This window comes from Pseudonocardia nigra, assembly GCF_019396355.1.
GTDB classification, from domain to species: domain Bacteria; phylum Actinomycetota; class Actinomycetes; order Mycobacteriales; family Pseudonocardiaceae; genus Pseudonocardia; species Pseudonocardia nigra.
In genome coordinates, this window is the sequence record NZ_JAHKRK010000071.1 from 1 (window position 1) to 14,954 (window position 14,954).

Consider the following 14,954-nt stretch of genomic DNA (forward strand, 5'->3'; position numbering starts at 1 on the left):
CCCTCGGGCAACCCGGTCCAGGCGGCGGCCTGCGCGGTGAGCCCGCCCGCGCAGCCGCCGAGCTCGCCGATGGGGTGCTCGAGCTTGTCGGTGACGAACGTGGCGAACCGCGGGTCGAGGGCGGCGAGGTACTCCGGTGACGGGTACCGGCCGTCCTGGTAGATGCCCTTGTAGCCGGCGGTGCAGGCGTTGCGCAGGTAGGTGCCGCAGAGCTGCCAGACGATCCAGTCGGCGGCCTCGACCCAGCGCTCGGTGCGGGCGTAGACCTCGGGGTCCTCCTCGAGCAGTTGCAGCGCCTTGGCGAACTCCCACTCGCTGGAGATCTTGCCGCCGTAGCGGGCGAGCCAGGGCTCGCCGCGTTCCTCGGCGAGGGCGTTGATCCGGTCGGCCTGGCCCTGCGCGGCGTGGTGCTTCCACAGCTTCGCGTACGCGTGCGGGAGGCCGGCGAGCTCGGGCAGCTCACACAGCGGGGTGCCGTCGGCGAGCGTGGGCAGCACGGTGCAGGCGGTGAAGTCGGTGGCGATCCCGACGACGTCGGACGGGTCGACCCCGGCGGCGGCGACGGCCTCGGGCACCGCCGTGCGCAGCACCGTCACCCAGTCCGCCGGCACCTGCAGGGCCCAGTCCGGCGGCAGCGTCGCGCCGGTGGCGGCCAGGGTGCGGTCGACGACCCCGTGGGCGTAAGGGTGCACCGCGGACCCCAGCTCCGTGCCGTCGGCGACCCGGACGACCACCGCCCGGCCGGACAGGGTGCCGAAGTCGATGCCGACGGTGACGGCACGCTGGGGATCGACGGCGGGTGTGGTCACAGGCAGCCTCCGGTGGCGCGGGTGGGCCACAGTTTGTTAGCGCTAACACCGGATGTCAAGGGCGCGCTGCGGACGTGACCCGCGCGCTGCCGCCGACGTCGATGCGCCGCGTGTCGGCCGATGCCCCCCGTCGACGGGGCGCACGGGCGGAGACGGGGCGCACGGCCGGGCCGGTCACTCGCCGAGGGCGAAGGCGCGCTCCAGGCGCCGGGCGACCGGTGCGAAGTCGTCCAGCTCGCTCCAGATCCACCGCACGACGGTGAAGCCGTGGCTGCGGATCGCGTCCTCACGGATTTTCTCCGCGGTGATCACGTCACCTGCCGTCTGTCCGGCCGGGACCAGGCGCCCGTACTTCACCAGGCCGTCGAACTCGCCGACGGTTCGCACAGCGGGCCAGGCGAAGTCGGTGTAGGCGTCGGCGTCGTCGGCCAGCGGTACCCGCCACTGCAGGACCGGCTGAGGCAGGCCCGCCCGCATGATCGCGAGTCGGCTGCGTGTCTCCCCGACGCTCATGGCACCGCCGTCCGCGAACGCCACGACCCGGCGGGCCTGGGGGATCCCCGGCCAGCGCGCCGCGCGGGCGAGCGCCACGGCGAGGTCATGCGGGTCGACGCGCCGGATGGCGAGACCCGAGTCGGCCACGACGAGGGCGTGCTCGAAGGCGGCGGAGCGGGCGATGTCGACGACGGTCCGCGCGGGGGTCGTCACCGCGATTCCGTCCACGGTCGTGATCTCGTCGGCCTCGAGCGGTGCCTTGTGCCGGTGGACGACCCGGCCGATGCGACCACCCGACGCCGCGGCCCGGGTGACGTGCACGCAGTCCAGCGGCAGCCCCCACACCGCGAGTCCGTGGAGCACCGCGGCCGAGCCGTGGCTGGCGACGGCGTCCGGCGCCAGGGTCGGGACCGTCGCGCGCACCAGCATCGCGTGGCGGGCGGCCGGCTTGCTCAGCCGTTCGTCGTCGGCCCGCAGGTACGCGCCGCGGCGGATCGTGACCAGGTCGCCCGCCCGGCGACCCCGCTGCACCTCGTCGCTGGTCAGGCCCAGTGCGAGCAACCGGGATCGCAGGTGCAGGCCGGGGGTCCGCGCGTCCATCGCCCCAGCCTTGCGGGACGGGGCGCGCTGCGGGGCCGATTCGCGCGGCCTGTGGACAGCTCGGACGCGCGCCGTGGTCCGTGCGCCCCGTGTCGGTGGATGCGCCCCGTCGACGGGGGGCATCGCCGCGCAAGGGGGGCATGGGCGGAGACGGGGGGCATGGGCGGAGACGGGCCGCGAATAGGCCCCGCCTATTGCTGCGTTCGCCCGTGCGTCTTTGACCTTGTGATCGGGGTCTCGTCCAATGGGACGACCGCCTGCATCCCCTCGAAGGAGAGACGCGATGACGGCAAGTGAGCTGGCCCCTCCGTCGACCACGGCGCCGCCGCGGCCCGGCGGCGAGTCCCGGGGGAAGGCGTGGGGGTTCACCGGCCTCCTGGTGCTCCTCTACGTGATCAACTGGGGGGACAAGGCGATCTTCGGCCTCGTCGCGCAGCCGCTGGGCGAAGAGCTGGGGCTGTCGGCCTCGCAGATCGGCCTGGTGGGCAGCGCCTTCTTCCTCACGTTCACCGTCGGCGGCTTCTTCGCGGGTCTGCTGGACAAGTGGCTGACGCTGCGCTGGTCGCTCGTCGTGCTGGCGCTGGCCTGGGCGGCCTCGATGCTGCCGCTGGTCGTGGTAGCGAGCTTCGCGATCCTGCTGGTCAGCCGGATGGTGCTGGGCCTGGCCGAGGGGCCGTCGGGCGCGCTGGTCCACGCCGGCGTCTACACCTGGCACCCGCCGGAGAAGCGGGGCCTGCCGTCGGCGTGCATCACGGCGGCCGCGTCCATCGCCAAGATCCTGATCGCGCCGGCGCTCGCCGTGGTGGTCGCCATCTGGGGCTGGCGGGCCGCGTTCCTCACCCTCGCCGTCGCGGGCGTCGCATGGTGTGCGGTGTGGCTGCTCACCTGGCGGGACGGGCCCTACGGCGAGCGGTCCCGCAAGGCGGCGGCGGCGCCGGGTGAGGCGGAGACCCCGCGCGTGCCGTGGTCGGCGATCTTCCGGACGCCCACGTTCCTCGGCGGCACCGTTGCGATCTTCGCGATGTACAGCCTCGTCACCGTCGTCCTGACCTGGCTGCCGTCGTACTTCGAGGTCGGGTTGGGGTACTCGCGGGTACAGGCGGGCGTGATGTTCGGCTTCCCGAGCATCGCCGGCCTGGTGTTCCTGTTCCTGTCGACGTCGATCGGTGACCGGCTGCTGGTCCGCGGGGCGAGCTCGCGGGTCCTGCGCGGCGTCGTCCCGAGCATCGGGCTCCTGCTGTGCGGGCTGACGCTGGTGACCCTGCCCGCCATCGACGTCCCCCTGGTCGCGGTCGTGGTGGTCTCCGTCGGCTACGGCATCGGCACGATCGTCTTCCCGCTGTTCAACGCGGGCCTGTCGGAGATCTGCCCGCCGAAACAGATCGCGGGCGCACTCGGCGTCTTCCTCGGGATCATGTCCGTGGGCGGGGTCATCGCGCCGTACCTGACGGGCGTGATCGTCGACCGGGCGGCCGACCCCGCCGCCGGGTACGCGCTGGCGTTCCAGGTCTTCGGGATCGCCGCCGTCGTCGGGGGCGTCGTCGCCCTCCTCACCGTCAACCCGGTGCGCGACGCGCGCCGGGTCCGCGGGGAGCAGCCGGCGGCGGGCTAGTGTCAGTGCGTGGACCTGCACCAGGTCGAGTACTTCCTGGCGGTCGTCGACCACAAGGGCATCACCGCGGCGGCGACCGCGCTCGACCTGGCGCAGCCCACCGTCTCCCAGGCCGTCCGGGCCCTCGAGCGCGAGCTCGGCGTCCCGCTGTTCCACCGGATCGGGCGCGGGATGGTGCTCACCTCGGCCGGGCACAGCCTGGTCGGCCCGGCCCGGCGGATCCTGCGCGACGTCGTGGCCGCCGAGGGGTCGCTCCTCGACGATGCCGGCCGCCCGCGCGGCAGATTGGACATCGTCGCGATGCCGGCGCTCGCGGCCGACCCAGTGGCCCGGCTGGTCGGTGCGTTCCGGCGGCGGTTCCCGGCGGTCGTCGTGCGGATCGGGGACCTGCGCGACGAGTCGGCCACACCCACGCTGATCCGCGACGGCCACTGCGAGATCGTCGTCCGCCACCTGCCGATGGCCGACGGCGGCGTGGTCGACGGCGGGGGCCTCGCGGTCCGGGAGCTCGGGGAGCACGAGTACTGGCTGGTGCTGCCCCCGGGCTCGCAGCCGCCTGCGGCGGACCCGCTGCCGCTGTCGCAGCTGCCGGAGATACCGCACGTGATAGTCCCGCGGGGCAGCTCGCAGGCGGTCGACGAGATCGAGCAGGCCGTGTCGGCGGCGGGCCGCAGCATCACCCCGTCGGTCGTGCTGGAGCACCGGGAGGCCCGGCTGCCGTTCGTGCTGGCGGGCGTCGGGGCCAGCCTGCTCGAGCGTTCGGTGGCCGAGGCCGCCGTGGCCAGGGGAGCGGTGGTGCGGGCCGTCGAACCGCGGATCAGCCGCGCCTACGGGCTGGTCTACGACCCGGGCGCACTCTCGCCGGCGGGTCGGGAGTTCGTCGCGCTGGCCGGGGCGGGGTAGGCCGCGTCCGCGCAGTCGCGCCGTACCAGTTCGGCCGCCTCCAGGAACGCCGCGGCGGCGGGGGAGAGCGGGCCGGGCCGGTGGACGAGGCCCACCGGGCGCCGGATCGGGGGGACGGTCGAGCGCACGACGACGTCCCGCAGCTCGGTCTCGGCGATTCGCCGCGGCAGGAACGCGGCGCCCGCGCCGTGGCGGACCAGCTCCCAGACCGCGTGCCGGTGGGCGCACTGCACCGCCACGGAGCCGGCGACGGGGAGGGCGTCGGCGTCCGACGTCTCGACGACGAGTGGGATCGCGGCGACCGCCGTCAGCGGGACCGGGTCGGGCAGGGTCGCCGCCAGGTCCGGCGGGAGGACCAGCGCGATCTCCTGGTCCCACAGGACATGGCTCTGCAGCGTGCCGCCCCGGTCCGGAAGCTCGGTCAGGCCCAGCTCGGCCCGCCCGCCGCGCACCTGGCCGAGCACGCCCGCTGCGCTACCCGGGTCGAGCACCGAGAGCCGGATGCCGGGGTGGGCCCGGTGCAGCCTGCTGGTCAGCTCCGGGAGTGGGTCGGCCGAGAGCGTCGACAGGACGGCGATCTCGAGCCGCCCGGACAGCCCGTCCCGCACGGCCTGCACCTTGGCCCCCGCGTGGTCGAGGTCGGCGAGGATCCGGCGCGCCGGTCCGACGAACGCGCGCCCGTCGGCGGTCAGCGTCAGCTTCCGCCCGGTCCGGTCGAACAGCTCGACGCCGAGTTGACGCTCGAGGCTGCGGATCGCCTGGGACAGCGACGGCTGCGCGATGTAGAGCGCCCGGGCGGCCTTGGTGACGCTGTCGTGGTCGACCACGGCGACGAAGTACTCGACCAGGCGCAGGTCCACCGTCGCCACGCTACGCGGCCGCGCGTTGACAGCGGGCGGGTCGTTGGCGATGCTGCTTTTCGAACGATCGTTTACTTGGAGGACCCGTGATCACGACGAAGTTCACCGAGGCCTTCGGGATCCGGCACCCGATCGTGCAGGGTGGCATGCAGTGGGTGGGGCGCGCCCCGCTCGTGGCCGCCGTGGCGAACGCCGGCGCACTGGGCTTCATCACGGCGCTGACCCAGCCGACCCCCGAGGACCTGGTGCGGGAGGTCGCGCGCTGCCGGGAGCTGACCGACCAGCCGTTCGGCGTGAACCTCACGATCCTGCCGGCGATCAACCCCCCTCCGTACGCCGAGTACCGGGAGGCGATCATCTCCTCGGGCGTGCCGATCGTGGAGACCGCGGGGTCGAACCCGGTGGAGCACCTGCAGCACTTCCACGCGCACGGGATCAAGGTGATCCACAAGTGCACGAGCGTGCGGCACGCGGTCAAGGCCGAGTCGCTCGGCGTCGACGCCGTGAGCATCGACGGGTTCGAGTGTGCCGGGCACCCCGGCGAGGACGACATCCCCGGCCTGGTGCTGATCCCCGCCGCCGCCGACCGGCTGACCATCCCGATGATCGCCTCCGGCGGGTTCGCCGATGCCCGCGGCCTCGTCGCGGCGCTCGCCCTCGGCGCGGACGGGATCAACATGGGCACGCGCTTCATGGCGACCGTCGAGTCCGGGATCCACCAGAACGTGAAGGACCGGCTCGTCGAGGCGGGCGAGCGCGACACCCAGCTGATCTTCCGGCAGCTGCGCAACACCGCCCGCGTGGCCGACAACGCGGTGAGCCGCGAGGTCGTGGCGCGGCTGGAGGCCGGCGCGGCGTTCGAGGACATCCGTGACCTCGTGGCCGGCACGCGCGGGGTGAAGGTCTACGAGACCGGCGACATCGACCGCGGGATCTGGTCGGCCGGGATGGTGCAGGGGCTCATCCGCGACATCCCCACGTGCGAGGAGCTGGTGTCGCGAATCGTCGGGGAGGCGAGCGAGATCATCCGGGGCAGGCTCGCGGACGCGGTCGCGGCCGAGCCCGTCGCCGCGCTGTGAGCGCCCGGCCACTGCCCGCGGCGGCCCCGGCGGGTGCCTCCCTGGTGACGCTGCTGGACCTGGAGCCGCTCGACCGCGACCTGTTCCGGGCCACCACCGTCTTCGACGACCCGTACCCGCTCTACGGCGGGCAGGTCGCGGCGCAGGCGCTCGTCGCCGCCGGGCGCACCGTGCGGGCCGGGCGGCTGCCGCACTCGATGCACGGCTACTTCCTGCGCAGCGGCGACGCGGCGCGGCCCACGCTGTTCCGCGTCGACCGCGACCGCGACGGGCGTTCGTTCTCCGCGCGGCGCGTCGTGGCGGTGCAGGACGGCGAGGTCGTCTTCTCGATGTCGGCGTCGTTCCACGACCCGGAGGACGGGCTCGACCGGCAGGTCGACCCGGCGCCGGAGGTCCCCGCGCCGGCGACGCTGCCGCCGCTGGCGATCCCGCGGCTGTTCTCGTTCGAGGCGCGGTTGCCCCCGCAGCCCCACGACGGCCCGGCGTGGCCCACCCGGTTCTGGGCCCGCTGCACCGAGCGCCTCCCTGCCGACGACGTGCTGCACGCCGCCGTCCTGACCTACCTGTCGGACATCATGAGTGGGCTGTCGCCGCTCGCCGCCGACGGCTACCGGCCGAGCACGAGCCTCGACCACGCGGTGTGGTTCCACCGGGCTGCGCGCCTCGACGACTGGGTGCTCGTCGATCTCGTGCCGAAGAGCACGGGCGGGGGTCGCGGGTGGTACACCGGGACCCTGTCCTCGCGGGACGGCGTGCTGCGGGCGAGCATCGCCCAGGAGTCGCTGTTCCGCAGGAAACGGCAGCCGTTCGAGAACGTGAAGGGGAGAAGCAGATGACCGCTGCGACGGAGCGCGTCGTCATCGTCACCGGGGCCGCACGGGGGATCGGTGCGGCCACGGCCCGCCGGCTCGCCGCCGACGGGTTCGCGGTCGGGGTGCTGGACCTGGACGAGGGCGGGGCGAAGGCCACCGCGGAGGCGATCGTGGCCGACGGCGGCCGGGCGATCGGGGTGGCCGTGGACGTCGCCGACCCCGACGCCGTGCAGGCGGCCGTCGACCGGGTGGCCACCGAGCTGGGCGGCCCCACCGTGCTGATCAACAACGCCGGCGTCACCCGGGACAACATGCTGTTCAAGATGACCGAGTCCGACTGGGACACGGTCATGAACGTGCACCTGCGCGGGGCGTTCCTCATGACCCGTGCGGTGCAGAAGCACATGGTGGAGGCGAAGTTCGGACGGGTGGTGAACCTCTCGTCGACCTCGGCGCTGGGCAACCGCGGACAGGTCAACTACTCCGCGGCGAAGGCCGGCCTGCAGGGCTTCACCAAGACCCTCGCCATCGAGCTGGGGAAGTTCGGGGTCACCGCGAACGCGATCGCCCCCGGGTTCATCCAGACCGAGATGACGAAGGCGACGGCCGAGCGGATGGGTGTGCCGTTCGAGGACTTCATCAAGGGTGCGGCGGCCACGATTCCGGTGGCGCGCGTCGGGCAGCCGGAGGACATCGCGCACCTGGTGTCGTTCCTCGTGAGCGAGGGCGCCGGGTTCGTCTCCGGCCAGGTGATCTACGCGGCGGGCGGGCCCAAGGCCTGACCGCCGACGACAGCTCCGCCGGCCGCAGCTTCGACGCCGCGGCCGGCGGACCGGGTGGCACGGACGAGGGGAGCTGCAAGCGTGCAGCAGGACGTGATGGAGCTGGTCGAGGCCTACCGCGCGCACGGCGGGCTCGGGTTCTGGGAGATCGCCGACGCCGACCCGGACCGCGTGGCGGTCGTCGACGTCGACGGGTCGTCGACGTCGTTCGGGCAGCTGCGCGACCTGGTGCACCGCATCTCCCACGGGTTGCGCGCGCAGGGGCTCGTCGCGGGCGACACCGTCGCCGTCGCCCTGCCGAACCACCGCGCGTTCGTCGCCCTGCAGCTGGCCACGAGCCAGCTCGGGCTCTACCTGACCGCGCTCAACTGGCACCTGACCGCCCCCGAGCTCGCCTACATCCTGGCCGACAGCGAGGCGAAGCTGCTGCTCACCGGTCCGCGCCTGGCGGAGGCGGCCACCGCGGCGGCCGACGAGGTGGGCCTCCCACCGGAGCGCCGGTTCGCGGTGCCCGCGTTCCCCGGCTTCCGCCCGCTCGACGAGCTGGTCGAGGGCATGCCGGCCACGGTCCCCGACGGCAGGCGGCAGGGCTCGGTGATGCTCTACACGTCCGGGACGACCGGACGGCCGAAGGGCGTGCGCAAGCCGCTCCCGCAGGCGAGCCCCGAGCAGAGCCTCGCCGCGAAGGTGGGGATGCTGCCGCGGATGCTCGGCCGTCCCGGGGAACAGGGCTGGGCGGGCGCGTCCGGCGTCCACCTCGTGGTGGCGCCGCTCTACCACGCCGCCCCCAACGCCTATGGCCACCTGGCGCTGCACCTCGGCCACACGCTCGTGCTGATGGATAAGTGGACGCCGCCACTGTTCCTCGAGCTCGTGGAGCGGCACCGCGTCACCGCCACGCACATGGTGCCGATCATGTTCCACCGGCTGCTGGCGCTGCCGCCGGAGGTGCACGGGCGCCACGACCTGTCCTCGCTGACCCGGATCGTGCACGCCGGCGCGCCCTGCCCGGTGTCGGTCAAGCACGGCATGATCGACTGGCTCGGTCCGGTGCTGCACGAGTACTACGCGGCCACCGAGGGCGGCGGCACCTACGTGGGACCGCAGGACTGGCTGCGCCGGCCGAGCACGGTCGGCAGTGCCTGGGAGGGCAGCGAGGTGCTGGTCCTCGGGGACGACGGGGCCCCGCTGCCGCCCGGCGAGGTCGGCACGATCTGGTTCCGCAGCCCCGAGGCGTTCGAGTACTTCAAGGCGCCGGAGAAGACGGCCGCCGCCCGGCGCGGCGACCTGTTCACCGTGGGCGACCTCGGCCACCTCGACGACGAGGGCTGGCTCTTCCTCAGCGACCGGCGCTCCGACCTGATCATCTCCGGGGGTGTGAACATCTACCCCGCCGAGATCGAGGCCGTGCTGCTCACCCATCCCGCCGTGGCCGACGCGGCCGTGATCGGCGTGCCCGACGACGAGTGGGGGCAGCGGGTGGCGGCGCTGGTCGAGCCGCGGGCGGAGGTCGACGCGGCCGAGCTGCTCGCCCACTGCCGGGCCCGGCTGGCGGGCTTCAAGTGCCCCACCTCGATCGAGTTCCGCGAGCTGCCCCGCACCGCCACCGGCAAGCTCAGCCGGGCGGCGCTGCGGGCCGAACGGGCGCCCGCCGGGGGAGCGTGACGTGGCGGACACGGTGCGCGCGACGGACGTCGAGCCGGGGATCCGGCTGCTGGAGCTGGACCGCCCCGAGCGGCTCAACGCGATCTCGCCGGGGCTGCTGGAGGACCTGCACGCGGAGCTGACGCGCCTCGCCGACGACCGGACGTGCCGCGTGGTCGTGCTGACCGGACGCGGCCGGGGCTTCTGCGCCGGCCTGGATCTCGTGGAGCGCCACGGCGACGCGGCCACCTCGTCGGTAACCGGAGCGGAGCGCACCGCGCAGGACCGGATGCGGTTGCAGAAGCGGATCGCCGCGCTCGTCCCCGCCCTGCGGGGGCTGCCGCAGCCGGTGATCGCCGCCGTCAACGGGCCGGCCGCGGGCGGCGGGCTCGCCCTGGCGCTGGCGTCGGACGTGCGGATCGCCGGCGCGTCCGCCCGGTTCGGCGACGCGTTCGTGCGGATCGGGCTGTCGGGCTGCGACATCGGCGTGAGCTGGCTGCTGCCGCGGCTGATCGGCGCGTCCCGGGCGTTCGAGCTGCTGCTCACCGGCCGGGTGATCGACGCGGCAGAGGCCGACCGGATCGGGCTGGTCTCCCGGGTGGTGCCCGACGCGCAGCTGCGCGAGGCCGCCCTGGGCGTGGCGCGGGAGATCCTCGCCAACAGCCCGTTCGGCGTGCGGATGACCAAGGACGTCATGTGGAGCCAGCTCGAGGTCGGGAGCCTGGCCGCCGGGATCGCGCTGGAGAACAGCACGCAGATCGCCACCACCTTCACCGCCGACCAGGCCGAGGCGGTCGCCGCGTTCCTCGCCAAGCGGCCCGCCGAGTTCACCGACCGATAGGAGATCGCGTGTCCCCCGACGTGTCAGACGTGCTCGTGACCACGCCCGCCGACGGCGTGCTCGTGGTGACCATCGACCGCCCGCAGGCCCGCAACGCCGTCACCGCGGGCGTGGCGCAGGGGATCGCCGAGGCGATGGACCGCCTCGACGCCGACGACGACCTCCGCGTCGGCGTGCTGACCGGGGCCGGCGGCACCTTTTGCGCCGGGATGGACCTCAAGGCGTTCGTGCGCGGGGAGCGGCCGGTCGTGCCCGGCCGCGGGTTCGCCGGCGTGACGCAGCAGCCGCCCGCCAAGCCGCTGATCGCCGCGGTCGAGGGCTACGCGCTGGCCGGCGGGTTCGAGCTCGTGCTCGCCTGCGACCTCGTGGTCGCGGCGGAAGGCGCCACGTTCGGCATCCCCGAGGTGAAGCGCGGCCTGGTCGCCGCCGCGGGCGGGCTGCTGCGGCTGCCCAAGCGCATCCCGTATCACCAGGCGATGGAGCTGGCGCTGCTCGGCAACCACATCCCCGCCGGCCGGGCGCGCGAGCTGGGGCTGGTCAACCGGCTCGTCGCGGACGGCACGGCGCTCGACGCCGCGCTCGCGCTCGCCCGGGAGATCGCCGCGAACGGGCCGCTCGCGGTCGCGGCGAGCAAGAAGATCGTCGCCTCGGTGGGCGGCTGGCCCGAGGACGAGATGTGGGAGCGGCAGGCGGAGATCGCCGGGCCGGTCTCGGCATCGAAGGACGCGATCGAGGGGGCCACGGCGTTCGCCGAGAAGCGTGCCCCGGTGTGGAGCGGCACGTGAGCGAGGCGGTGCTCGTCGAGCGGGGGAACGACGGCACGGCCGTCGTCACGCTCCACCGGCCCGAGGTCCGCAACGCGATCGACGCGGACCTGCTGCACGGGCTGCGCACCGCGCTGCACGACCTCGACGCCGACGACGACGTCGGTGCGATTGTGCTCACCGGGGCCGACCCGGCCTTCTGCGCGGGTTTGGACCTGCGGCGGCTGGGCTCGCCCACCGGCGGGCTGCTCGAGGGCACCGACGGGCGGGAGGCGTCGCGCGCCCCGTGGGGCGAGCCCCTGCGCACCCCGCTGATCGGCGCGGTCAACGGCGCCGCGGTCACCGGCGGCCTGGAGATCGCGCTGAACTGCGACGTCCTCATCGCCTCGGAGCGCGCCCGGTTCGCCGACACCCACGCCCGCGTCGGCGTGCTGCCCGGGTGGCGGCTCTCGGTGCTGCTGCCCCTGGCGGTGGGCCCGGGGCTCGCCCGCCGGATGAGCCTCACCGGCGACTTCCTGTCCGCGGCCGACGCGCTGCGCGCCGGGCTCGTCACCGAGGTCGTCGCGCACGCCGACCTGCTGCCGGCCGCCCGGCGGCTGGCGGCGACGATCGCGGGCAACGAACGCGACGCCGTGCGGACGCTGCTGGGCTCCTACCGGCGGCTGGAGGCCGAGCTGGTGGGCGACGGGGACCGGGTGGAGGCCGCGACGGCGCGGGAGTGGCTCGCCCGCGCCCCCGGCCCGGCCGACGTCGAGCGCCGCCGCGGGGAGATCCTCGCCCGCGGCCGCGCCCAGAACAGTGGGGCTTGACGCCCGGTCAGTGGGGGTCGGCGAACACCGGCGCGCGCTTCTCGAAGCCCGCCGTGACCGCCTCGACCTGGTTCGGGCTGCCGATCAACGCGCCGATCTCGGTCTGCTCGGCGGCGAAGCCGGTGGCGAGGTCGACCCGGCCCGCCATGTCCAGCAGCCGCTTGGCCGCCCGGACCGCGTGCGGGTTGCGCCCGGCGATCTCCCGCGCCAGCGCGAGCGCGGCACCGCGGGGGTCCGGGTCGGTGCGGGTGGCGAGGCCGAGCGCCCCGGCCTCCTCGCCGCTCACGATCCGTCCGGTGAGCGTGAGCTCCTTCGCGACGTCGCGGCCCACCAGCTCGGGCAGCAGCTGGCTGCCGGTCATGTCCGGGACCAGCCCCCACTTCACCTCCATCACCGACAGCCGCGCGTCGGGGGCCACGATGCGGATGTCGGCGCCCAGCGCGATCTGCAGGCCGCCGCCCAGCGCGTTGCCCTGCACGGCGGCGATCACCGGCACCGGCAGCTCGGCCCACACGTACGCCGCCCGCTGGCCCGTCGCCTGCGCCGGTCCGTCCGACGGCGGCAGCTGGGCCGTGGCCGACAGCCGCTCGCCCGACGCCATCGCCCGGAACGAGCCGAAGTCGAGGCCCGCGCAGAAGTCCGGCCCCTCCCCGGAGAGCACCACCACGCGCACGGAGGCGTCGCCCTTCAGCCGCTCGCCCGCATGCACCAGGCCCGCGAACATGGCCGGGTCGAGCGCGTTGCGCTTCTCCGGCCGCGACAACCGGACGTCGGCGACCCCGTCGGCCACCGTGACGGACACGCGCTGCGTCTCGTCGCTCATGCAGATCCTCCTCAGGTCCCGGTGAAGTGAGCCGGCCGCCGCTCCAGGAACGCCGCGACCCCCTCGGCATGATCGGCGGACGCGAAGCAGTCCGCCAGGGCGGCGCGGGTGGCGCCGACGTGGGTGGGCAGGTCGGCGCCCAGGCCGTCGCGCACGAGCTGCTTCGTGCGCACCAGGGCGAACGGCGACGCGGTCGCGATCGCCGCGGCGAGCCCGGCCGCGGCCTCGGGCAGGGCATCCGGCTCGACGACGGCCGTGGCGAAGCCGAGCGCCAGCGCCTCGTCGGCGCCGAGGTCCGCCCCGGTGTAGAGCAGCCGCATCGCCGGCCCGACGCCGATCTGGCGCGGCAGCAGCCAGGTGCCCGCGCCGGTGTCGGACACCAGCCCGCGGTGCACGAAGTTCCAGCGGAACCGCGCGCGCGTCGAGACCACCCGCAGGTCGGCCTGGGTGGCGAACTCGGCGCCCATCCCGACCGCCATCCCGTCGACGGCGGCGACGACCGGCTTCGGGCAGCCCATGAGCAGCGGAAGCCGGCCGTCGCCGCCGTTGTCGGCGCGCCCGCGGTCGCCCGGGTCACGGCCCGCCAGGTCGGCCAGGTCGATCCCGGCACAGAAGCTGCCCGGCACCCCCGTGACCAGCAGGACCCGGACGTCCGGGTCGGACCCTGCCTGCGTCACGCCCGCGGTGAACTCCTCGAGCATCGCGTAGGTCATCGCCCCGCGCTTCTCCGGCCGGTCGATGGTCAGGGTGGCGACGCCGTCGGCCACCCCGTAGCGGATCTCGCGCATCCGCCGTCTCCCTCTTCCCTCGGCGCCGGGGGTGGTGCCATGCTAGCTGAACGTTCGTTAAGGAGGTCAACGTGGACTTCGCGCTCCCGGTCGAGCTGACCCAGCGGCTCGCCGAGCTCGACGACTTCATCGAGCGGGAGATCCGGCCCCTCCAGGAGCAGGACGACAACCAGCGCTTCTTCGACCACCGCCGCGAGTACTCGCGCACCGACTTCGAGAACGGGGGCGTGCCGCGGCGCGAGTGGGAGGAACTGCTCGCCGAGATGTTCCGGCGCGCCGACGCCGCGGGTTGGCTGCGCCACGGGCTGCCCAAGGAGGTCGGGGGCTCCGACGGCACCAACCTCGACATGGCGGTGATCCGCGAGCACCTGGCCCGCAAGGGCCTCGGGCTGCACAACGACCTGCAGAACGAGTCGTCCGTGGTGGGGAACTTCCCGTTCGTCCACATGATGCTCGAGTACGGCACCCAGGCTCAGAAGGAGGAGTTCCTGGAGCCGATGCTAACCCGCACTACGCGGATCGGGTTCGGGCTCACCGAGCCCGACCACGGCAGCGACGCCACCTGGATGGAGACCACCGCCGTCCGCGACGGCGGCGACTGGGTCCTCAACGGCGCCAAGCGCTTCAACTCCGGCATGCACGCCGCCACGCACGACGTGGTGTTCGCCCGCACGTCTGGCGCGCCGGGCGACGCGCGCGGGATCACGGCGTTCTTCGTCCCCACCGACAGCCCCGGCTTCTCCGTGGACTTCCACTGGTGGACGTTCAACATGCCCACCGACCACGCCGAGGTCACGATCCGCGACGTGCGGGTGCCGCACTCGGCGATCTTCGGCGCGGAGGGTGAGGGCCTCGCCGTCGCCCAGACGTTCGTGCACGAGAACCGGATCCGCCAGGCCGCGTCCGGGGTCGGCGCCGGCCAGTACTGCATCGACCGCAGCGTGGCCTACGCGCGGGAGCGGATCACGTTCGGACAGCCGCTCGCGAGCCGGCAGGCGGTCCAGTGGCCGCTCGTGGAGCTGCAGACCGAGGCCGAGATGCTGCGCGGCCTGGTGCGCAAGACCGCGTGGGAGCTCGACCGGGTGCCGCACATGGAGATCAGCGACAGGGTCTCGATGTGCAACTACCGGGCCAACCGGTTCGTCTGCGACGCCGCCGACCGCGCGATGCAGGTGCACGGCGGGCTCGGCTACACCCGCCACACGCCGTTCGAGCACATCTACCGTCACCACCGCCGCTACCGGATCACCGAGGGATCCGAGGAGATCCAGATGCGCAAGGTGGCGGGCTACCTGTTCGGCTTCGCCGGGCCGCGCAAGACGCGCTGACGGCA

Annotated in this window: 14 protein-coding genes and 1 pseudogene; 10 read left to right on the forward strand and 5 right to left on the reverse strand. The window is 74.1% G+C overall.

Translation table 11 applies throughout. The features are described 5' to 3' along the window. Window positions 1-809: pseudogene (locus KME75_RS18885) on the reverse strand (ribulokinase); the annotation flags it as partial. A 174-nt stretch (window positions 810-983) separates the two neighbouring features. Next, window positions 984-1,904, reverse strand: a complete 921-nt coding sequence (locus tag KME75_RS18890; RefSeq protein ID WP_219416177.1) for a type IV toxin-antitoxin system AbiEi family antitoxin — start codon at window positions 1,902-1,904, stop codon at window positions 984-986. A gap of 283 nt (window positions 1,905-2,187) precedes the next feature. Between KME75_RS18890 and KME75_RS18895 the strand changes: the two genes are divergently transcribed. Both KME75_RS18895 and KME75_RS18900 read left to right on the forward strand, forming a co-directional pair. Continuing rightward, window positions 2,188-3,516: an MFS transporter gene (locus KME75_RS18895; RefSeq protein ID WP_219416178.1), complete on the forward strand. Its 1,329-nt coding sequence runs from the start codon at window positions 2,188-2,190 to the stop codon at window positions 3,514-3,516. 9 nt (window positions 3,517-3,525) lie between these two features. Continuing rightward, complete coding sequence (locus KME75_RS18900) at window positions 3,526-4,419, forward strand: LysR family transcriptional regulator (protein ID WP_219416179.1); 894 nt, start codon at window positions 3,526-3,528, stop codon at window positions 4,417-4,419. Here KME75_RS18900 and KME75_RS18905 read toward each other — a convergent pair. Beyond that, complete coding sequence (locus tag KME75_RS18905; protein ID WP_219416180.1) at window positions 4,356-5,279, reverse strand: LysR family transcriptional regulator; 924 nt, start codon at window positions 5,277-5,279, stop codon at window positions 4,356-4,358. The genes KME75_RS18900 and KME75_RS18905 overlap by 64 nt on opposite strands. Before the next feature lie 86 nt (window positions 5,280-5,365). Between KME75_RS18905 and KME75_RS18910 the strand changes: the two genes are divergently transcribed. The 7 genes from KME75_RS18910 (at window position 5,366) to KME75_RS18940 (ending at window position 12,010) form a co-directional block, all read left to right on the forward strand. Continuing rightward, complete coding sequence (locus KME75_RS18910) at window positions 5,366-6,358, forward strand: NAD(P)H-dependent flavin oxidoreductase (RefSeq protein ID WP_219416181.1); 993 nt, start codon at window positions 5,366-5,368, stop codon at window positions 6,356-6,358. Window positions 6,359-6,402: 44 nt separating this feature from the next. Further along, complete coding sequence (locus KME75_RS18915; protein ID WP_308282888.1) at window positions 6,403-7,194, forward strand: acyl-CoA thioesterase; 792 nt, start codon at window positions 6,403-6,405, stop codon at window positions 7,192-7,194. Continuing rightward, complete coding sequence (fabG, locus tag KME75_RS18920; RefSeq protein WP_219416182.1) at window positions 7,191-7,952, forward strand: 3-oxoacyl-ACP reductase FabG; 762 nt, start codon at window positions 7,191-7,193, stop codon at window positions 7,950-7,952. The genes KME75_RS18915 and fabG overlap by 4 nt, the downstream gene beginning before the upstream one ends. Before the next feature lie 81 nt (window positions 7,953-8,033). Continuing rightward, window positions 8,034-9,617 carry an AMP-binding protein gene (locus KME75_RS18925; RefSeq protein WP_308282889.1) on the forward strand — a complete coding sequence of 528 codons (1,584 nt, stop codon included), beginning with the start codon at window positions 8,034-8,036 and terminating at the stop codon, window positions 9,615-9,617. A 1-nt stretch (window position 9,618) separates the two neighbouring features. Next, on the forward strand, window positions 9,619-10,437 hold the full coding sequence (locus tag KME75_RS18930; RefSeq protein ID WP_219416183.1) for an enoyl-CoA hydratase/isomerase family protein: 819 nt from the start codon (window positions 9,619-9,621) through the stop codon (window positions 10,435-10,437). 20 nt (window positions 10,438-10,457) lie between these two features. Further along, window positions 10,458-11,222 (forward strand): crotonase/enoyl-CoA hydratase family protein, encoded by a 765-nt coding sequence (locus KME75_RS18935; protein ID WP_219416200.1) that lies wholly within the window; start codon window positions 10,458-10,460, stop codon window positions 11,220-11,222. Further along, window positions 11,219-12,010: an enoyl-CoA hydratase gene (locus KME75_RS18940; RefSeq protein WP_219416184.1), complete on the forward strand. Its 792-nt coding sequence runs from the start codon at window positions 11,219-11,221 to the stop codon at window positions 12,008-12,010. The genes KME75_RS18935 and KME75_RS18940 overlap by 4 nt, the downstream gene beginning before the upstream one ends. Before the next feature lie 7 nt (window positions 12,011-12,017). On the opposite strand, the gene KME75_RS18945 is transcribed toward KME75_RS18940, so the two are convergent. Further along, window positions 12,018-12,833 carry a crotonase/enoyl-CoA hydratase family protein gene (locus KME75_RS18945; protein WP_246632382.1) on the reverse strand — a complete coding sequence of 272 codons (816 nt, stop codon included), beginning with the start codon at window positions 12,831-12,833 and terminating at the stop codon, window positions 12,018-12,020. Window positions 12,834-12,844: 11 nt separating this feature from the next. Continuing rightward, a complete protein-coding gene (locus tag KME75_RS18950) occupies window positions 12,845-13,621 on the reverse strand; it encodes an enoyl-CoA hydratase/isomerase family protein (protein ID WP_219416185.1) in 777 nt (258 codons plus the stop codon). 71 nt (window positions 13,622-13,692) lie between these two features. Between KME75_RS18950 and KME75_RS18955 the strand changes: the two genes are divergently transcribed. Next, a complete protein-coding gene (locus KME75_RS18955; RefSeq protein ID WP_219416186.1) occupies window positions 13,693-14,949 on the forward strand; it encodes an acyl-CoA dehydrogenase family protein in 1,257 nt (418 codons plus the stop codon). The last annotated feature ends 5 nt before the right edge of the window (window positions 14,950-14,954 follow it).

Coding starts and splice junctions, on each gene's coding strand:
- KME75_RS18945 (WP_246632382.1), bottom strand. CDS start 12,833: ATGAGCGACGAGACGCAGCGCGTGTCCGTCACGGTGGCCGACGGGGTC.
- fabG (WP_219416182.1), top strand. CDS start 7,191: ATGACCGCTGCGACGGAGCGCGTCGTCATCGTCACCGGGGCCGCACGG.
- KME75_RS18895 (WP_219416178.1), top strand. CDS start 2,188: ATGACGGCAAGTGAGCTGGCCCCTCCGTCGACCACGGCGCCGCCGCGG.
- KME75_RS18890 (WP_219416177.1), bottom strand. CDS start 1,904: ATGGACGCGCGGACCCCCGGCCTGCACCTGCGATCCCGGTTGCTCGCA.
- KME75_RS18950 (WP_219416185.1), bottom strand. CDS start 13,621: ATGCGCGAGATCCGCTACGGGGTGGCCGACGGCGTCGCCACCCTGACC.